The sequence below is a fragment of the Acinetobacter larvae genome (assembly GCF_001704115.1).
GTDB classification, from domain to species: Bacteria; Pseudomonadota; Gammaproteobacteria; order Pseudomonadales; family Moraxellaceae; genus Acinetobacter; species Acinetobacter larvae.
The window spans coordinates 1,767,999-1,787,487 of record NZ_CP016895.1 but is presented as its reverse complement, the minus strand read 5'-3'; the positions used below and the strand labels follow the sequence as shown (position 1 = coordinate 1,787,487).

The window sequence follows — 19,489 nt, the reverse complement described above, 5'->3', positions numbered from 1 at the left end:
AAACTTCACCCCGTTATTAAAATGTTTCAATATCACTTTTAAATTATCTATTATCGTGGTGGCTTAAAGCCCTTACTCAGCCTCACTTAAACATTCAGCCAAACCTTGTTTAAATGAAAATTCACCGCCAATAATCAAATCATTAATTTTACAAGCAGCGCCATCACAGTCCATCTGATAGATTAAAGAACGACTTTCCATGTCCTCCGTTTGGCCAATTACAACAGCTACATGACGATCATCAATTTGTTCTAAAAATAACTCAGCACCCTCAGCATCACCATTTGTCAGCCACATTAAATCAATTTCTATACAGCCTAGCTCGCCTGTCCGTTCCATGAGTTGGTCATCAGCGATAAAGAGTTGTTTTAAATCTTTAGTAGCAAATTTCGCTAATAAGTTATTGCTATCGTAATCTCGAAAATGTTTATTCATTTCCATTGAATGGCTATATAGAGCTTGAATTGTTCGAATTGGCCCAGCGTCATCTGCATTTGCAAATGAAGACATTGAGCAAGAAATTGCAAATAAGCATATGACCTGCCACTTCTTTAAAAGAGCAAATTTCATAAAATTGTTGTTCCCCGTTAACCCGTTAATAAAACATCTAAATATTTATCTATTTTTATATTTTGGATACATTAATTAAATCATAAACTCATCATCCCATTTCGCTTGAGCCTCATTAACACACTGTACGTATGTTAAATAGGTATCACCTTTCGACACAGTAACACCCGAATGAACTGCATGCTCTTCATTCATTCGATCAATACTGTCTGTCACATGATATTCATAAGCACCGTTTTTAAAAAGCATCCCTGCCCACATGTGGCTTCCCATGCCATCCCACCGCGGCGATTGTTTAATAACTTGGGCTTTGCTATTTCGAAAAACGAGTTCTGGATTATTCGGCTTTCCGAAGCTGTACTGATAATAATCACCAATTTTAGTAATTTTTACTTGCTTGCCGCCTTTAACATCACAAAGAAAAACCACGTTGCTGGCAGCTTCAATACCAAATGAAGCAAGTAAAAAACAAAGCCCAAGTATTTTTTTCATCACACAATCATCCCCGTCATTAACTGATTAACACCGTCTTTGGCAGCCGCAAAACCGTCTTGGACAGTTCCAGTGACTGTATTCGATGCTGTCATAACGCTAATATCACCAATATTGACATCAATCTTTTTTTGATTATTATTCATAGTCGGTGATTGCTTATTATTCAGCATGTTACCAGTATTTTGAAAAGATTGTAGTCTAGATAGTGCATCATTATTGACTAGTGATGAATTCTTTGTATTTGTATTTTTTAACAATTCTTGGTAACGGCGTAAAACATCATCCATACCAATTTCATCCCCGTTCACAAGTTTTCTAGCTTTTTTAATATCACCTTCTTTAGCAGCTTTGGATGCAGATTTTCTATAAACACTCCAATACCACGCAGCAGAGTCAGCAGCTAGATGCTTATCTGTTGCAAGAAGATCGGGGTTACTCATAATATCTTGTCGATTCGCATAATTTGCATATGCTTGATAGTTAGCACGCCCAGTCAACTGAATTGCTCCACGCCCCTTGAACTTAGCACCTTCACCAGGCTTGTTACCGTTCATTCCTTCATACATAATGTTAAGCTTGTCTGTTGCGGATAATTTTTTGAAATCTGCTTCAGTATGTGCTTTTAACCAATTTCTTACATTTTCTTGGCGTGGTGAAATATTTTTCCACCCCTTATACGAATATCGCATATCTTCTGATAGCTTTTTACCATCCCCCGTTTCATGCCCGACAATAGCCATAAACGCAGCACGCTCTCTTACATCTTTTATGTTGTACTTATCTGCCGCCGCAGACATCAAATCATTGAAATCCCTCCCACTATTATTCCCACCCATCATTTGCAACGTTTTAAGATGTAATGCGACTGCTTCAAGAGCCATGTTCTGATGAGTATTTGGCGGCGTTGCAGCATGTGCACCACTAATCAAGCTAGGCATTTTAAATCCGCCGTTTGAAGCAGGTTTAGCAACGGGAGTCGAACGGCGCGCAATTGTCGGCTTTAATGTGCCAGCTTTGATTGCATCGAAATAACCCTTCCCGCCAGCGCCTGTATTTCCGTACTTTTCCCCCTGCATAAAATCTGACACCCAACCTTTTTCTGTGTAAATAGCAACATGACCCGCCTCAACTTTATGCTTTTTGATTTGTTGCGCTTTGTGCGCAGGACTATAAGCGCCCATCGACATTACATCCCCGATTTGTGGCACATAGTCTTTGTTGTATTCGACTTTTTTAAACCCTTGATTACTTTTAATTAAGTTGCCCGCAACTTCTTTACCGTGCCCCCAGATTTTAAAGCCTTGTGAGCGTAAAGAATCATTCACATATTTTGCGCATTTTCCTTCACTCGCTTTTAGCGCATGGGCAACTGCATAATCAGCAGCTGCAACTGTTTCTTTAGATGCTTTTTCAAGCACTGGCGAGCTTCCACCACTCACCAATTCTGGTAGTTTTGGATTAGGCAACTGGACTTTTCTTGCCTCAGAAACAGCTGATTTAGTATCAAGGTTGTATTTACCGACCGTAGATGTAAGCGAATTTTCTGCATTAGGGTCGTTACCCGCAATCGTGTCCGTAACCTCAAGTACCTTATCTTTCACAGCGTTAAATGTGGAATCAACACGCTCAGCAAAGTTTTCCATCATCTGCCCAGCTTCTTCCATCGCGCCTTTAAAATCACCGCTAAAGATTTTGGTGATGATCGACGCATAGCCTTTCAAAGTTGGGATAACTTTATCTAACATTTCTCTAGCAAGATTTTTAAACCCCTTAATCAATGAATCAACCGACAAACCATTTTCATCAATAAAGCCCTTCAAACGTAACCATTCTGTTGATTTACTGGTCGCGCTCGCAACCCAGTCTTGATAGCCATTTTTAAGATCATGGAAACCTTTTTTGAGTTTATCAACGGTTTCAACAGTCGTCGTAAAGAACTTTTTAAACTTACCCCAGTCTAAAAGCGACTCACCACCTTCAGCCCAAGTTTTATAGTCGTCGTATAACAAGATAAATGCAGCACCCAATGCACCGACTAGTAGAATCATAGGCATGAACGGCGCCATCAAAGCCCACGCCGCTGTAGCTGCGGCATATAAAACAGGAATTAATACCGCGCCAATGACAACAGCAATCCCTTCAAAGACATGCTTAATGGTATTTTGATGCTTCTGAAAAAACTCGAACATTTGATTAAACAGTTTTACAAGCTTTGTTAAAACTGGCGTCAAAGCATTACCAATCATCAGCTTCATGGAATTCCAGTGCGCATTCATGATGGCTTGTTGCTTCGTTAGCTCGCGGCTGTTCTCTAAATCTTCTTTGCTGGAACTGTACATGCTATTTTGCAGATCCAGCGTTTCCTTTAACGCATCTCGACCTTGCAACAGCATGTTAATTGTACCCTCATCAAAACCCATGCTAGAGGCAAGACTATAGGCTTGTTGCTGGTTCATACCAGATAATGATTCAGACATATCAAGCAGTACATCGTTCATATCTCTCGCTTTACCATTCGCATCAACCATACTCACGCCCATGGCATTGAAGTATGGAAGCATTGAGGCATCGCCCATCACAACAAAATCGTTGATTGAACGAGAAAGACCTTTTAATGTCGCCGTCATTCCCTCAGCTGAACCACCCATCGCATCAGCAGCACCACGCCATGCAGATATAGATTGAGCCGACATATTGAGGTTTTTTTCTAAGAAATACAGTTCATCATTGGCTTGGCGTGCCTCTTGGGCGAGTTTAGCAAGACCAGTACCTGCCACAATCACGGCGGCCATTCCTGCCACTGTTTTAGTGACTGCTGACAAAACACCTTTTAAGCCATCCAGTGCCTTTCCTGCGGTAATAGATTGCTGCTCAACTTTATCGAGAGACTTTTCAAGTTTATTATTTTGATCTACAGCCTTTTTTGCATCTTCTGTATAACCATTGGTGTCTAAACCAAGCTGAACAAAAAGAGCCTCTACAATATTACTCATGAGCAGCACCTCTAATAATTTGTTTGTTAAATTCAGCAACTTGATGCACTTCAATTACATTGAGTACATCCTCAAGCCCTAACACGCTATCTAATTCAACATAAGTCACCATGCCAGTCTGTAAAGCTTGACTGGCTGTGGTGCTTACATTGATGGTTTTAGCAAGGACATCGTCACGGATTGGCAGTCCAGCTTTTAGTTGCTCGAATCTTGGGAACTGCCTGAAGTTAAAAAATCGATATGCAACATTAAGGCTTCTTTTCGCAGCACAAATAACGTTGAAATATCTTCAACATCATCATCCCAGAGCACATCGCGGGATACACCACCACTCGGCACAATCTTGATGCATTCAAGTAATTCATTGAGCAGCTCAATGCCTTCATCACTATTTAGTCCCTTGATTGCAGACGTAGCGACTTTCGCCATCTCAAGCATTCCACCGCTTGGATCAATGCCATCGATATCAGTACCGCCTTTGGCTAAGGCGAATAATGCGCGCATTGCCCATTGATCTGCCTTCATAATTGGCATTTCAGTGATTAGAAATGATTTACCTACATCACGACCTTTTTCAATTTTTACAACTTTTTCTTTACGTGCCATTACATCTGTTCTCCGCCGTTATCTACCAGGCGGAAGTTATATTGACTGCCCGCTAAAATTTTCTGCCCTGATGGACCACCAGTGAGATTCACCCAGAAACCAGATGCTTCATGACGACTGCCAATAGATGGAATCTCAACTACGATATCAATCAAACGTGTTTCCATATTTTGGTTAAAATCCTTGCGGATATTTTCCATCACAGCAACAGATGGACTATTTGCCTCTAAGTACAAAGTCCACGGCGTTTCATGTGGTGTATAACCACCAGATTGCTGTCCATCCACACCCATGCGTGTTTCACCGATAGTCGCCTCACCAAATGCCCAAGCATTGTCTGCCTGAAATCCCTGTAATCGAGTAAAGCTGTCATAAACACCTTTGCAGCGAATCATCACCACAGCATTAGCGGATGTTAATGTTTTTGGATTATGGCCCATTCCCATGATTCTTCTCCTTATTGCACGTTAATTGAAGCAAGGTTAACCGTGTGAACACTACCGCCGTCGGTGTACCAAAGCTTAAGCGGTAGCGATGCACGTTTTCCGCGAATTTGTGGTGTCGCATCGCCAACTGACATTGCTACGCCGTTTGAATAGAGTTGACTTGCTGCATCAAATCCCGCTTCACGATTGATCAGTGCTTTTTGTTGACTCGATAAGGTGACACCTGCCTGAATCCCACCAAAATTAAACATCTGATCGATTGGATCCTTGGCGGCTGCGCGGTGAATGGCTTTGCCTTCAGCGTTATAAGGGACTGACTTATAGTTTTTTAGCATCGTCACATAAGCCAGTTGTAGCTGTGAGTTGAAGTAAACTTGATTTAAATAAGCATCCACCCATTTAAACTTGCCTGACACTACGGTATGACGGAAAAAGACAAAACGATCATTGGCTGTAGCCCATGCGCCATAATAAGCATATCCATTGCTTTCTAGTGCTTTAGCATCATCTTGATCGGTAATTGTGGCAGCCATGCCTGATTGACCTTTAAAATCCATGGTCGCACGACCGTTGATTTCATTAAAATTGATCGAAGCAGCATAACTGCAAGCTAGGGCAGCTTGCTCTAAACCACCATAAATTGGCGTAGTACCATCGATTTCATATTCTTTGAGCCATGCACCAAAACAAGTGTCATTATTTGGCATAAGCGCCGTAGGTTCTTCATTGTAATAAACAAACCAATAACGACTATTTTGCTGGCTATTCCATTTAGCAATCTGCTTACATAGATCAATATTAAAATAGTGACCAATATAAGTAATGGAAGCAAAATTTAGGGTATAGCCTGTAATTCGTTTTACAGTAGACTCAACCGTGTCCGTTGTTGATGCATTATCAACAATAGCACCAGATTGTTTCGATAATCCTAGACTGTCAGCCACATCACCAGTTGCGAAGGATAATGCAGAGCTTCCCCCTGTACTGGTCGACTTGATAATAAAGGCTTGAATTTGCGTATCAAAATAACAAAGCACGCCTACTAGCGTCGTAATCACCTCTGCTGCATTGCTAAAGCTTGTTGCTCTAGATAGATCAATCGCGGCAGCCATAACAACACCATCAACTGAAATATTGAGCTGACCTTTAATTTTTTGGATATCCGCAAGCTCTCGCGTTCGCAAGCTTGCGCCAATTAATTTTGCAGCAACATCACCAGTATTATATTTAGCAATAAATAATGACTCTGGAACCAGTGTGGCATTTTCAATACCATTGAAATAAATCTGAGCGAAACGATGTTCGTGACTATTAATACCAAACGCATCTGCAACAGCATCGGCATTATTGTATTCACGAATGGGGTAAATACTGCTATCGCTTAATACCACCGCATTGAGTGCTAATGGTGTTCCCCCTGTGCCGACAACGGCGGGATTAATGTTGACGATATTACTTGCAGGAATTGATGGAAGCATCTTAAGCCCTCTCTGTACTAATTATTGGTAGATCAAGAAAAGCTTGATCCTGTTTAAATTCAGGGTTGTATTGCAGATAAACTTCTAACAGCCAACGCTGTTCATTTTGGTTTTGTTCATTCACAAATGGCAATCGCACAGGTTGTTTGCTATACAGTGGTTGGCAAGTGTTCAGTGCTGAAGTTGTGTATTCGCTCCGCCAAAAATTGGCAATTTGTCTGGCTCGGCTTGCAGCCCAATCCCCGTAAAAATCAAGCTGCAGCATGACTTCAACAGAGTTCTGCACGTAAGCAGTACCCTCTTCTTCTTGGTAATAACTAGCTGCTTGATCTGTATCACGTTCACTGATAATCGTCATAACAACGCCGTTCTGCGGCAACGGCGAATCATTCTGATAGCCTTTAATAACTTCACATGAAAAAAGCCCGATCAAATATGACCGGACTTCTTTGTAGATTGCATTGTGATAGTCAATGTTATTCATTGTCGCCATAAAAGTACCTTGACCCATGTTGGATAAGACTCAATCACCTTGGTTACATTCCAAACCACATCATCATCCTCGCCATACGGTTTAAATATCAATTGCTCTGAGCCTTTACCGAGCGCACGGCGTAGTGCAGAGATACACCCATTTGCATAAGCGTAAATAAACTGACCTTGCTGATTAACTAAGTTGAGATGCTCTAGATCTTTTGTCTCGAGACTTTGCGTTTGAATAATGATTTTATGCTCTGAATACTTGGGCACTTGATCACCACAATCATTGACATCGTACCCGTCATTTACTTTGAGCACGGCTGAAATATTCGGATTTACTGCAGTGATAATACTATTGGCTATACCGCGTAAATTAATCATCATTCACCTCAACACTGAATGATCTTGATAACTGCCCGCTATCGCGCAGCGGTGCATCAAATCCTTTTTTAGCAATAGTGTATGGCGCATTAGGTGGATCACTCCAACTCAGTACAGATTCAACCAATTGACCTTTGATCTGCTCGCCAACCAATAACATAGAGCGCCGTGGATCACCAGTTTGCTGAACCAGATTACCAATACTTTTAATCCAGTTGTCTTTTTGTGCATGTACTAATGTCCGAAAGAATGGTCGTGGTGGCGCTCGCTTTGTGCCGTACTCATTCCAAAAAGCCACCTGAGCAACTGGCAAGCCATCAGGATAAGTTGCTTCCTCCAGCACGCCAACACGCATCGACACACTAGGTTTGGCGTACTTGGCTAAAGCAGCCGCCAAATTACCTGTTTTCTTAACCATTTAACGCCTCACTGGCATTGGATAATTTGTCACAACATACAAAGCAGAACGATAGCGTGCCGTCAGCTGCCAGTACTTTGCACCATACGGCGTTTGCACATACCATTTTTCACCAGGCGTAGTTTGACCATAGTCCATTGATACCGACACACTACCTTCCGACGCACTCCCCACACGACCAACTGCCTCATTACCAGAATCTAGTCGGGCTTGTAGTGTGGCGAGATGTGCAACCAGTAAGAAAAGCAATAATTCACGCTCGACTAAGCTTTTGACACAACTGCATGGTGTGTTATTCAAAAGCATAGTTGCTTCCAAGAAAAACATATCGAGCTGCGCGTCATTAAAATCCAATTTTGGATAAAGCTGCCTAAATTTGTCTTTATCAAAAACAACTACGCCGTCCATGCTAATCCACCTCTTCCACACCTGTAGATTTATCTTTGGGGTCCAAAGGTTCAGTGCCTGAGTTATTATCAGACTTTTCTTTCGCTTCAGCTGCAGTTGATTTCGCTGATTCATGCGCAAAGACAAAACCACCAGTGCAAAGTTTCCGATCTTTATTTTCAGCAAGCCAAGCTTCCCAAAAATCTTTTGGCACTTTCTCTGTAATGCCATGACTACCAATAACCGTGCTTTTATTAAAGCCGTTAATGGTTAGAGTGGTATTGTCGACCTGCATAATGAAACCGTTAGCTAATTTACATCCCACTGTTACTGTTTCTACTGCTTTCGTGCGTGTGCGTGGTTGTGACGCCATTTTATAATCTCCAAAAATGATTAAGCCGCCATAACGGCGGCATTTTACTTATAGATCAACCTAACCAACTAAGGCAGATGCAATAAACAATGGACGGTAAATAATTGCACCAAAAGTACCTTGCGAACGTTTTTGCTCCCAACCAGATTTGCCTTGAATAAGCGGATGCACACGCATTTTTTCAGTAAATGCAAGTTCCGCCGTTTTTTGACCTTGATATTCATCAACGATCAGTTGTAGCAACTCCCCTGCACCTGTTGAGTATTCAGGTACGGTGACAATACTAAGGTTTGGAAAGTTCTTTTTGAGCTGGTCAGTGACGTTCACGTTGTACTGATTGGTTTTAGTGAATTCAGTATCCATATCAGGTGAAAGAATTAAGGTCATCTTTTCACTACGATCAATTAGACCACCAGTTTGCTTAACCAATTGCTTAAACAGTTTTTGAATTGATTCGTAAATTTCACCACCATCCTTGGTAGTCCAATCAGTGTCGGTAATAGATGGCAATAAATTAGGATCATTGATCATGCCGTAGTTCTCTAGACCTTTAACGCCATAGATATACGATTTATTTTGAAACTTATTCAAAGTTAGTACGGCGGAAATCTGTTTACGACTTGCCCAGTCAATTTTAGCCGCACCCATAATTTCCATTTCACGTTCACCAACGCGGATAATGGTCTGGTAGTGGTATGGCTGACGAGATGGAAACGAGGTGTTCGCATCACTCATACCGTTTTCATTGAAATCGCCGTAACCTGAGGTTTCACCAACTGACTCAACCATCGGGAACATTGCCGAACTTGTAGTCCAATCACCTTTTTTTACTTCCGTAAATGCTTCAGCCATTTTCATTGGCTCAACAAGTACTTCAATAACATGCGGATCTACCCACTGCGTAAATAATGCAGGAATACCGGCATTCGGTGTTGTAATTAAACCGCTGTCCATAGCCATACTATGGCGTACGCGAGCATCAAGCTCTTGTACTTGATGTCCTGTTGAAAAGACGATACCAGCGCTTCGCTGTAACGCTTGAATATTTAAAGGTTGTGGCATTTTTACTTCCCTTATTTTGTGATTTTAGCCAGATTGCCCACAGCAGCATTTGATGCTACTTTAAAGCCCGTATCTGTGTGCCCAGCAGGCGCAGAGTCTGCAGCTTGCACGGTACCATCTGTATCGCTTGCAAATACGCTTTGACCAATGGTTGCACCTTCTTCAAAACGTGCCCAAAAATCACCACCGTCGTACAAAGTTACACCAAAACCTTTCGGCACTTTTAGTGATGATTCAGCAAGATATTCGACAATGATTGCTGTCTGCTCACGGCGTACAAAACCAATTACGCCTCCTTCAATTTTTTTATTGCTCACCATCCCTGTTTCTGGATCTGCCCAAGCAAAACGCCCTACTGTTACACTTGCCTCACCTGCAGTTAAGGCTCCCTCTCCAGCTAATACAGAATGATAAGGATTGGTTGATGCGAAATCGCCTTCAACACCGAGAGGTAAATCGCGATTTAATGTTTGTTGAAATGACATATATTCCCCTTTAGCCGAAACGGCTTACCAGTTTGTTTGTACGCTCATCAAGCTCAGTGAATGCTGAATCTAATGCGACTGTTGGTGATGTTGTTTGCTTTAACAATAAACCAGCCATAGACTTGTACGCACTTGGATGGACACCAGCCGTATCAATGCCATGTTTTTTTAATGCAAATTCATACACGGCTTCGGCACTATCCATTGCCACTACACCCACTAATGGTTCAACTTGTTTACGCGCTTCGAATAATGCTGTTACACGCGCTACAGCGCGATTTTCAGCATCTAATGCGATTTGCACAGAATCCATCGCAGGCTTTTTACTTTCATCAGAGTTAGCCGCTTTTTTATCGTCGTCTTTGTCTTGAGCTTTTTTGCTATCTTCATCATTCGCATCAGGGTCGGCTGGATCATTATCTTTAGCCTTCGGTTCATCTTCGATGCTATCGCCGACGGTTTTCACAACTTCCTCGACTGTATCCTCGGTAATGTCCGAGTCTTGAGCAATGCGCTGTAGCAAAGCTAGAATTTTCGGCGTTGAGCCTTTTTTTAACTTCATGTTTTTTTCCCTTAGTTCAGGTGGTAAGTGGTCAGCAATAATCGCGTCACGACCAATGCGACCATACTCGACTAGCGCTACGTGATTTCCGTGAATACTTCGCATCACACCGTCATAGTGTTCGCCGTTGTAATCACCAGAAGTCATGTCAGCGGCATATGCGTAACCCGCTGACAACTCTTGCAATTTTTTAGATTCAATCAAGTCTATTGCTTCTTGATCCCATATCCGCATTGATGCAACGACATCATCACCTTCCATGGCTACATCGGTGCCAATTGCACCCACTGTTAGCGTCTTACTTGGCTCATCCGCATTAACAGGGATGTGCTTAATCAGCAATTGAATACCCTTGAATGTATCTAAAGCATTTTGTAATTCCGCTGGATCTCGAAGCAGCATATAAGTTTTTTTAGGGTCAAGCCCTAGCTGCTCAAAGTTGGGGATTTCTTTACCTTTGTATGGATTAATCGCAGCTTTTGAAATGATGGTCTTTTCTACAATCAAATGACCGTTGCCATCGTAACGGCGCATCGATTTATCCATGGCGATTTTTATATTCATTTACTCACCGTTCAGGCATAAAAAAACCACCCGAAGGTGGTTAAGTAAAATTTAGATAATAAAAAAGCCCACAAAAGTGAGCTTTTTCAAAGAATTCTATTGACTCAAATTGTAGGTTAACCTACAATGAGTCTATCAACGCAATTAAGCAATGATGACCGTAACAGCTTAATGTTACAAATGCCTTGGAGAGATACGATGAAACACCTTATCAAGATCATCGTTATTGTTCTCTTAGTTTTGATCTCAAGATCAGCTAACTAAGACAACAAGGGTTAGATAGTTCCAGCTATCTAGCCTCTCCTCCAAGTAATATCAACTATAGGACAAAACTATGACTAAATCAAGATCAGAAATTCAGCACGCCAGTGACTTAAAACGCAATGTCAAAGTTAAAGGCTTCAAACTTAAACTCGATGATATCGCATACATTGAAGATGTGGCAAAACGTCACAACTTAAGTCACAATGAATTGCTTATCCAAGCAATTCAATTTTTTGATGAGAATAAGAGGGTTAATTAATTTAGGTTTTTTGCAATTTACCATCAGCAATATACTTGGTTATTTTATCAATGTCAGCTAAATATGCCAAAGCATCACCACCATACTGATCTATAAGCAAGTGTTTAAACTCAATAACAAGCTGAAGCCTGATATCTTGTTTTTCTAAATTTTCTTTCCCCGTAAAACTATGATCCAGCATCATCCAACAATCCCCTCAATAATTGCTTTACTGCCACAACGACAATTTATTTCTTGTCCCGGTAATACCCACTTACCATCCAAATACATACCTTTCGATATATCAAATGCTTTACCATGCGCCGCCAAGTGTGATGGTCTAGGTTTCTTGCCTGCATGGCTATGTAGCCAAATTGCTTCTGTGATGCCCAATTCTTTACGCCGTGCCTGTTCAATAACGGCATGGGCTTTAGCACCTTGATCTCGTGCAATAAATGCGGCACGGCGCTCTGACACGCCAAAATCTTTTTGCAGATTTTTAGACAAAGTACCAAGATCATAGCCACTGGTTACACATTGCCAAACATGTGTTTGCACGTTTGCTAAATACTGTGTGCCAATCGATTTAATCAGTCCGATATTCTCTGCAAGCACAGCCTTTAGTGCTTCTTCTTGCATTAGTGATAACTGTATACGAACCGTAAAGCCAGCACTGCGCAAATGCCGCTTAAACTGGACATCATAATTAACTAAGCTTTTGTTTAAGAAAAGCTCTGCTATCTTTGGTCCAAGCAAATCGAGCTTTCTAGTCCATCGGTCAACAAGCAAGTCAATAACATGAGCTGCCCAGTCTGATATGCCATCCATGGCTATCTTCTCGCGCCGTGCAGAATCCTTAAACTCTTTAAGCAGTGTTATCCTTACATCTTCCTGCATATCGCGTATTACGGCGAAAATTGCCCGTTGATAAGCTCGCTCAACTCCAGCATTAGGTATTATCTCAGGCAGCGTTAACGGTTTCTTGATTACCTTCATAATCTAAATCCATAGGATCAGGCAACTTATCTTTATCTATACCGCTGTAATCACCCGATTCATCTTTCGACAATGTATCGCGTACCTCATCCTGACCAATCACACCCGAACTGATAAGAATTTGTGCTGCCTCAGCTTTGGTTTTATTCACTGTTGCTTGTTGTTCATCATTCAGTTGATGTAGTGATGCAAACTCAAAGAAGATGTTTTCATCAATTTCACCAAATAAATCCAGCTGAACAAGATTCAAGATCACTTCAAGCTGCGGTCGCATAAACGACTCTTGTAACGATGAAATATAATCGTTATAGACGCGTATCTCGCCGTCACTATTCGCATTTAGACCGCTAGGGGTAATCCCTAGTAATTTAACCAGCGGCGTATGTGATGGTCCTGCCATTTGTTCCTGTGACTTTTGAATAAGTGAATCTAACGTCGTCAACGGCGTATTAATCTGAAAAAGTTCTTCACTTTCTTTATCAATTAACATCGTATTGAGGTTTTCGCGCAGCATTGAGAATAGTTGTGCACGCATGACAAGTTGCGCACTGCTTCCCTCACCACCAGATAGAACGTTATCCATGCTGGTTTTTAACCCAGTGATTGAAAATGCCTTAATTAAAGCGCTCACACTATCGACCGTCCGCTGCCAGCGCTCAACATAGGGCTGCATCAACTGCAACATTGATACGCCGCTAAAGTTATAAGCAGGCTTCAGCATGTCCGGCACTGGTCGAGTAATCAACGTCAATAACCGATCATCATGAATCTCCTTGCCAAGTACAAAACCATTTACTGGGCTTGAAGAAATCATCAGCTATAGGTTACTTGCATTGTAAGCACTCGGTGTTGACCAAATTGGTTCAATATGGCTAAAACTTTGTAGACTTCCCTTCGGTACACCTGATGGAGAAATTACTAATGGTACATCGGCTTTATTTTCATGCCCTTTGATACTGATCGCCAATTGTGAGCGACCAAAAGTCATCTCACACTCGATATGTTTTCGCATCAGTTCACGAACTTTAAGTTTCTTTAATCTTTTCTCAATCAATACAATTCGATCAGCTAATTGATCATCGCCGTCCCCTTTGATTTTAACCTTGCCCCATGCACGCGTCATCTCGTTCGCCGTGGTTTCAGGAACGGCGCGATAGTCACTAGACTGTGACATTAGTGCAAGGCGTTGATAGCCTAAAAATCCGCTATAAAATTGTGGTCCTGTTGGCATAAGCATCAAAACCACAACTATCTTGCGCAATCGCCGCCGTCTTACCTTTAGGTACCACGGGGGGTGAATCTCAGGCAATGAATAACCAGCATTTGACGTTGGTTGATTACTATTCAATTGACTAATCAAACTCACCATTTGCTGATTAATCTTATTTTGCTTTTCGAGTGCTGCAACCTCTCTAGCTTTTAAACTCAGCCCATTCTTTCGAGCAGATTTTTATGTTTTTTCATATTTAACGCAGTCCGTTCAAAATGGATGGATTGATTTTTAAACCAGTCTTACGCTTCATGACTTTTTCAAGTGCATAACGTAATGAATCAATATAGTGGTTCCAGTCATCAACAATAATCGGCAGCACTTCATCTGTGAGGCGATCTTTTTTATATGAGTAATTGCGAAATTCTTTAAGTGTTTCTTTGCATCGCGAATGGATATAAACACATTTAAATGACTTAATGTGTTCGATACCATCCTCAACAGAGCCCTTACCCTTTTCACAAGCCCGCATGCGTATTAAACCTTTACCACGTAAATGGCTAATAGATTCAGGCCTCGCGTTATCAGCATAGGTCGGGTATTTCTCAAAGTCAGGAATCTTATTACAGATAAAAGGCTTGGTATCATCAAGCTCCAATCCCACCGCACCTGCTTCATACTCAATCCATAGGCAATCATCATGTATCCATGATCTTGTGGCCGCGGTTGGATCTTTCGCAAAGCCGAAGTCTAAGCCCTGATATGGTCCATCCCACGTTTGTGGGTCAGGTTCAAAATCCTTAATCTCGAACTTATTCCTAAATATCTGCGCTTCCGATAACTCAAGATAATCACCTTCCCAGATCCAGCGATAGGTTGCATCGTCTTGGTTGGCTTGATCTTGCCGCCGTTCAATTTCTAAGACTTCAGGGAACCATGGGTTATCGCTGTAATTCATCTCACAGCCGACGCCGATTAGTTCACCGGTCAGCTCATCGAATATCTGCTCATGCCGAAATCGCTTGCTTGTGGCACTATCACGGCGTTCAGGGTTCCATGTCACCCAGACCTCTGAGCCATCCTCACGTACCGTCGGCAAAAGCTTACGCCAAGCAATTTCGCTGACGGTTTCAGCTTCATCGACCCAACATAGTAAAATGCGTGCTTTTGGACTTGATACTATCCAAGTTATGCCGCAGACCAGCAAAACCATAACTCACACGGCGATTCTTCGTCCGTATATAGTTCTCGCCCATTCTCGTAATAAGCTTTAAGAAAAGGGACTGAGCGAATGGCTTGCTTAATCTCCTCCATAGAAGATTCAGACAGCGTATTCATAAACTCACGTGCACCAAGGATTAAACCGCTTATCCCCGCCTCAGCAAACATATAACCCTTAATCGCCGTCATGAGTGCAAACGTTCTCGTTTTAGCTGATCCACGGCCGCCCCATGATGATCTATATCGGACGTTCGCCGTGCTGAAGATTGGTATTAATTTTGGGTGGTAGCTCAATCTGTACCTTCTGTTGTTTTGACATTGGGTGCCACCAGTTCGATTAAAGTAGGCTTGATGCTATTGATAGACTCGCCGTTTGTTGTGACGTCATGCTTGGTCACTCGCCCATCGGTCTCTTGAAAAGCTTGCTTTAGTAAATTCTGCTTAGCTCGCTTATTTTTACCTGAATCGTCATACATCTTTTGCAGTTCACGCAAACGAAAAGCCTTGTTCGCAATTGCAATGTCTTCAATATTTCTCGGAAATCCTTGCGAGTGCGGTCGAATAAGTCCTTTAATTTCTTACTAAGATTTCGACCCGAGTATTTAGTGGGTCATAGCCCTCACACTGTCTGCGATCAATTTCTATGCCATATTCTTGTTTGACAGCATCTGCTACCTGTTGAGGGGTTTCAAAGCAAGCAAGAGACTGAACTATAAAGATTTTTACAGGCTCTTTAAGTGCCGCCATAAACTCACCTTTGTCCTGCTACGTCCAACAAAATAGGCAAAAAAAAGAGCCTTTCGGCTCAATTGATTACGCAGTTTCCGCAGCATTTTTGCTATGTCTAAATCTGGTACAAACGGCGGATTCTGTGCGACCTCGACTAATCGTTTAACGCTTTCGCTTGCTCCCCATCGTTTGACCACACCGATAAATCTTCGACATCATGGCCTGCTAAGTAATGTTTGGGTAACCCAGTATGATCGCTGTAAATGATTTCGCCGTCTTCATCACGTTCTACGCCGATGTGATATAGCTCATGATCGATCAGGGCGCAAAAATCACGGTCAGAAGCTTGTTCACAGAATGAAGCGTCTACAGTGATTAAATAGACCGGTACGGCGCCGAACCAGTCGCGCATCTGTTGTTCCTGTCGTGCTTTCTTCCATCCGCCCTGATTAAACATCACCTTTTCACATTGACCTAACACCATACGCTTTTTAGCCACGGCGGCAGATGATGCCCACGCAAAAGCTAAAAATGTTTCATCATCATGTAATAACTCAGCAATGTGGTCATGGTCTGGATTATGTAGCGCGCCACCAAGCGTTAAAAAGTTATCGACTACCCACTGTTTTAAATCCACGGCGGGTACCAATCGTATTGCTTCTTCTTCCTCCGCCTGATCAATGAAGTCAGTCGGGGGGAATGGTCGGATCTGGTCCATAAATCTCACCCATTAAAAAACCCTCCGAAGGTGGCATGTAAATATAAATTATCTGGCAGGATGCGAACCCTGCATGAATGGCTGAGATAAGCCGATGTTTACTGGTACATTCGAAAACCTTGCTACGCATCCCCATTCTGGTTCAGGACATTGCTTTCTCTCTCACCGTGTCGCCCACGTATTCAGACAATATTGGGAAATAAAAAAACCATTGTTGTGAGTTTATGCGTTTTTTACCTGTAATTCTTTACAAACATCGTTTAACTGATCTATTTTGCTAGCGTTTTTAGTAAGCTCTTTTGTATTTTCAAATATTGGACTGAGAAATTCGTATTCTCTTTTAGATTTATGATTCATCGTAAATGCACCCTGAATGTCATAAAACTCATTATTTACTTTGTTTAATGAATCTACGATATCATTTGCTTGTTGAATAAAATTTAAAGCACAATCATTTTCTTCCTTGAGGAGTTTAATGTAGTTTCTTACCCTCATCATATCTACAGTTAACAATTCCATAGACATATTAACCCTCAATCCCTCAGTCTCTTCTAGCGTAGCTTTTGTACATATACTCATTCTAACTTCGTATAGTTTTAGGTAAATTTCCTGTATCGCTTTAAAGATTGATTCACTATCTGCTTCTAGTTTTTTTTCAATATGCTCTCCACGCCAGTCATTAAAAAGAACATAGGCAAAGACAGGACCCAAAAAAGCAGAAAAGAATGCAACTGTATCTTTGACCAGCTCGTAAATTTTAGACAAATCCAGCTTTGGCCCATCGCTTTTTAACAGCGCTCCAATTACAAAAAATGCAACTGATGCAAATGCTACATTTTTAATTGCTCTGATCAGTTTTGTTTTTAATGAAACTCTAATCATACATCCCCCATACAGTTTCAAAGGGATATTAATTTAGAGTGTGAAAATAAACTACCCAAATTTTAATTATTAACTTTTCAGTTGCGAGCCTAATGTTCCAAATTTCCCGCCACCATTTGCAGTACTTTTAGCTGCATCTTCTTTAGTTTCTTTCTTGCCCTTTTCAGCTACTTTGCCGTGGACGTATGGGAGTGCTGATTTGGCAGCATGAAGCCGCAAGCCCATTTCATTCTCTTTGTCGTTCATAACGTCAATTAGAAATTGAAGTGGATCATCTTGGGCATAATTGCCTTCAAAGGGATTATCATTTTCACAACTTGATTCAGGTTTAACTTGCAGCTTACTTGGAGTTAAAGAACGACCTTCTTTTTCGGCCTTTAACTTTTCGATGTAGATAATAATTTCAGAATCATTTTTGAGTTTCGACCCCTGTTGAGATGCTGTCTTTTCTGCGTAACCTGCTGAAATAGCTGCTTCTTTGTTTGTTGCACCATCAACAATGGCGCGAGCAAACTTTTTCATTTTCTCGGTTAATGCCATGAGCCTTATCAACAATCTCGCGTACGTTCGCTTACAGCATCAAACGAGCACTTACCTTCAATCGTGAGAATATACTCACCCGTAATGCCATTATAAAAAACCACACGGCGATCAAGTTGAAAGTTATCAGCTGCATAAGAAAGGTTTTTAGATGCCATCTGTGCATCACGTGCACAACCTACAAGTGCTGCAGCACCTAGAATCCCAACTGCTAAAATTTTCAATTTCAATTCTCAGACTCCTAGAATGCAAAAACCCGCTCACGGCGGGTAAAGGTATCGAATTCGATAGGTTTAAAATGGTGTGATTACACCTGATTAGAATATGGCGCGCCTAACAGGATTCAAACCTGTGACCACCCACTTAGAAGGCGGATGCTCTATCCAACTGAGCTATAGGTATATTCATTTCAAAAAATAAGAAGAAATTTATAGCTATTTGGCTTTACTTGTTTCCTCAAATTCAAATTTTTCTTCAGCTGCATAAAACGTCTTTGAACTCTGAGAAATTACCCTTGCATTATATTTCTTCCAATACTCAAACCACCCTGAATCATATCTATTTTTAATCAACTGAACATTATTAAGCTTAAATGTAGGATCAATGATCACTTCACCAGTCTCAAGTTCAGTGAAGTTATTATCATGCTCATAATGATGCTTGTACTTTCTTGACTCAATCATTAAAAATGCATTTTTTGAAAGGTTAAATGAAATTGATAAATCTTCTTCTTCGTTATTGCTATACATAATTAAACTTTTATCTGATAACAAACAAATTTCATCATCATAAATAAATAAATAAGTATAAATATAGTTTTTATTATTAGTGTTTAGAAAGTTTTCAATAACTTATCTAAAAATGTTGAATTGCTTCCATGATTATTATCCACTACTATAAAATAGAATATTATTTTCAGCCATTTTTTATAATCATCTTCACTCACAGAAAATTCATCTAAAATTTTAGGCAAAACACTTAGTTCATCAATTTTCGCATATTCAGCTTCGTAACCGTGAACTGGATTATCGTATCTAAGCACAAATCCGAAATTTTCGACAACAAAACGAATACTCCAAGGGTTACGTAATAAATTCATAAACTTTGCTGTAATTAAGTCTAAAAACTCCTTAGCAGGAAAATCATTAGTATTCAGCAGGTTATTTGTTGTCGCATATATCTTATCTTCGTAACGCTTAAAGAAATTTTCATAATTCTCCCTGGTACGATCGTCTTTAATAAAAAAACTATATAAGTCATCAATGCTAGATTTTTCTCAATTTTAATTCCACTGAGGCTTACAAGATCAAACTCCAAAGTATATTTATTTGTAATGTTAAACTGAAAATACGACGATTTTCCTTATTTACATTACTATCGATCGCATTAAT

Annotated in this window: 23 protein-coding genes and 4 pseudogenes; 1 reads left to right on the top strand and 26 read right to left on the bottom strand. The window is 40.9% G+C overall.

Going from position 1 to position 19,489, the window contains the following annotated elements; genetic code table 11:
- Positions 1–72: 72 nt before the first annotated feature.
- The 14 genes from BFG52_RS08170 to BFG52_RS08105 form a co-directional block, all read right to left on the bottom strand.
- Positions 73–570 (bottom strand): hypothetical protein, encoded by a 498-nt coding sequence (locus tag BFG52_RS08170; protein WP_157758085.1) that lies wholly within the window; start codon positions 568–570, stop codon positions 73–75.
- Between the two features lie 75 nt (positions 571–645).
- Entirely contained in the window at positions 646–1,062 is a 417-nt protein-coding gene (locus tag BFG52_RS08165) for a hypothetical protein (RefSeq protein ID WP_067554552.1), read from the bottom strand.
- Positions 1,062–4,058 (bottom strand): glycoside hydrolase family 19 protein, encoded by a 2,997-nt coding sequence (locus BFG52_RS08160; RefSeq protein WP_067554549.1) that lies wholly within the window; start codon positions 4,056–4,058, stop codon positions 1,062–1,064. Before BFG52_RS08160 ends, BFG52_RS08165 begins: the two co-directional genes overlap by 1 nt.
- Positions 4,059–4,253: 195 nt before the next feature.
- Entirely contained in the window at positions 4,254–4,664 is a 411-nt protein-coding gene (locus BFG52_RS08155; protein WP_067554546.1) for a hypothetical protein, read from the bottom strand.
- A complete protein-coding gene (locus tag BFG52_RS08150; RefSeq protein WP_081408655.1) occupies positions 4,664–5,110 on the bottom strand; it encodes a phage tail fiber protein in 447 nt (148 codons plus the stop codon). The genes BFG52_RS08155 and BFG52_RS08150 overlap by 1 nt, the downstream gene beginning before the upstream one ends.
- 11 nt (positions 5,111–5,121) lie before the next feature.
- The gene (locus BFG52_RS08145) at positions 5,122–6,588 is read right to left on the bottom strand and encodes a DUF3383 domain-containing protein (RefSeq protein WP_067554543.1); all 1,467 of its coding nucleotides are present in this window, start codon (positions 6,586–6,588) and stop codon (positions 5,122–5,124) included.
- Position 6,589: 1 nt separating this feature from the next.
- Positions 6,590–7,081 carry a phage neck terminator protein gene (locus tag BFG52_RS08140; RefSeq protein WP_067559319.1) on the bottom strand — a complete coding sequence of 164 codons (492 nt, stop codon included), beginning with the start codon at positions 7,079–7,081 and terminating at the stop codon, positions 6,590–6,592.
- Positions 7,069–7,452, bottom strand: a complete 384-nt coding sequence (locus tag BFG52_RS08135; protein WP_218921015.1) for a hypothetical protein — start codon at positions 7,450–7,452, stop codon at positions 7,069–7,071. The genes BFG52_RS08140 and BFG52_RS08135 overlap by 13 nt, the downstream gene beginning before the upstream one ends.
- Positions 7,442–7,867, bottom strand: a complete 426-nt coding sequence (locus BFG52_RS08130) for a hypothetical protein (protein WP_067554540.1) — start codon at positions 7,865–7,867, stop codon at positions 7,442–7,444. The genes BFG52_RS08135 and BFG52_RS08130 overlap by 11 nt, the downstream gene beginning before the upstream one ends.
- Positions 7,868–8,275, bottom strand: coding sequence for a DUF4054 domain-containing protein (locus tag BFG52_RS08125; protein ID WP_067554537.1), 408 nt, complete (start codon positions 8,273–8,275; stop codon positions 7,868–7,870).
- Between the two features lies 1 nt (position 8,276).
- Positions 8,277–8,627, bottom strand: coding sequence for a hypothetical protein (locus BFG52_RS08120; RefSeq protein ID WP_067554534.1), 351 nt, complete (start codon positions 8,625–8,627; stop codon positions 8,277–8,279).
- 60 nt (positions 8,628–8,687) lie between these two features.
- Entirely contained in the window at positions 8,688–9,689 is a 1,002-nt protein-coding gene (locus tag BFG52_RS08115; RefSeq protein ID WP_067554531.1) for a DUF2184 domain-containing protein, read from the bottom strand.
- 11 nt (positions 9,690–9,700) lie between these two features.
- Positions 9,701–10,174 carry a structural cement protein Gp24 gene (locus tag BFG52_RS08110; RefSeq protein WP_067554528.1) on the bottom strand — a complete coding sequence of 158 codons (474 nt, stop codon included), beginning with the start codon at positions 10,172–10,174 and terminating at the stop codon, positions 9,701–9,703.
- Between the two features lie 10 nt (positions 10,175–10,184).
- Positions 10,185–11,300, bottom strand: a complete 1,116-nt coding sequence (locus BFG52_RS08105; RefSeq protein ID WP_067554525.1) for a DUF2213 domain-containing protein — start codon at positions 11,298–11,300, stop codon at positions 10,185–10,187.
- Between the two features lie 334 nt (positions 11,301–11,634).
- On the opposite strand from BFG52_RS08105, the gene BFG52_RS08100 reads away from it, so the two are divergent.
- A complete protein-coding gene (locus tag BFG52_RS08100) occupies positions 11,635–11,823 on the top strand; it encodes a hypothetical protein (RefSeq protein ID WP_067554522.1) in 189 nt (62 codons plus the stop codon).
- Position 11,824: 1 nt separating this feature from the next.
- Here the strand turns inward: BFG52_RS08100 and BFG52_RS08095 are convergent, their stop codons facing one another.
- From BFG52_RS08095 to BFG52_RS08035, 12 genes and pseudogenes are all read right to left on the bottom strand, one after another.
- Positions 11,825–12,007 carry a hypothetical protein gene (locus BFG52_RS08095; RefSeq protein WP_067554519.1) on the bottom strand — a complete coding sequence of 61 codons (183 nt, stop codon included), beginning with the start codon at positions 12,005–12,007 and terminating at the stop codon, positions 11,825–11,827.
- Entirely contained in the window at positions 12,004–12,798 is a 795-nt protein-coding gene (locus BFG52_RS08090) for a phage head morphogenesis protein (RefSeq protein ID WP_071890110.1), read from the bottom strand. The genes BFG52_RS08095 and BFG52_RS08090 overlap by 4 nt, the downstream gene beginning before the upstream one ends.
- A pseudogene (locus tag BFG52_RS08085) lies at positions 12,764–13,972 on the bottom strand (DUF1073 domain-containing protein). The gene BFG52_RS08090 and the pseudogene BFG52_RS08085 overlap by 35 nt, the downstream one beginning before the upstream one ends.
- Before the next feature lie 292 nt (positions 13,973–14,264).
- Entirely contained in the window at positions 14,265–15,221 is a 957-nt protein-coding gene (locus BFG52_RS08075) for a PBSX family phage terminase large subunit (protein ID WP_228703819.1), read from the bottom strand.
- Positions 15,197–15,418, bottom strand: coding sequence for a hypothetical protein (locus tag BFG52_RS17285; RefSeq protein ID WP_228703818.1), 222 nt, complete (start codon positions 15,416–15,418; stop codon positions 15,197–15,199). The genes BFG52_RS08075 and BFG52_RS17285 overlap by 25 nt, the downstream gene beginning before the upstream one ends.
- A 101-nt stretch (positions 15,419–15,519) precedes the next feature.
- Positions 15,520–15,976, bottom strand: a pseudogene (locus tag BFG52_RS08070) (DUF2280 domain-containing protein).
- A 58-nt stretch (positions 15,977–16,034) separates the two neighbouring features.
- A pseudogene (locus tag BFG52_RS08065) lies at positions 16,035–16,676 on the bottom strand (putative metallopeptidase).
- 222 nt (positions 16,677–16,898) lie between these two features.
- Positions 16,899–17,558, bottom strand: a complete 660-nt coding sequence (locus tag BFG52_RS08060; protein WP_067554508.1) for a hypothetical protein — start codon at positions 17,556–17,558, stop codon at positions 16,899–16,901.
- Positions 17,559–17,627: 69 nt separating this feature from the next.
- Entirely contained in the window at positions 17,628–18,098 is a 471-nt protein-coding gene (locus BFG52_RS08055) for a terminase small subunit (RefSeq protein WP_067554505.1), read from the bottom strand.
- 14 nt (positions 18,099–18,112) lie between these two features.
- Positions 18,113–18,328: pseudogene (locus BFG52_RS08050) on the bottom strand (beta-sandwich lipoprotein); the annotation flags it as partial.
- A gap of 204 nt (positions 18,329–18,532) precedes the next feature.
- Positions 18,533–18,847 (bottom strand): hypothetical protein, encoded by a 315-nt coding sequence (locus BFG52_RS08040; protein WP_067554502.1) that lies wholly within the window; start codon positions 18,845–18,847, stop codon positions 18,533–18,535.
- Between the two features lie 83 nt (positions 18,848–18,930).
- On the bottom strand, positions 18,931–19,197 hold the full coding sequence (locus BFG52_RS08035) for a hypothetical protein (RefSeq protein WP_067554498.1): 267 nt from the start codon (positions 19,195–19,197) through the stop codon (positions 18,931–18,933).
- Positions 19,198–19,489: the final 292 nt, after the last annotated feature.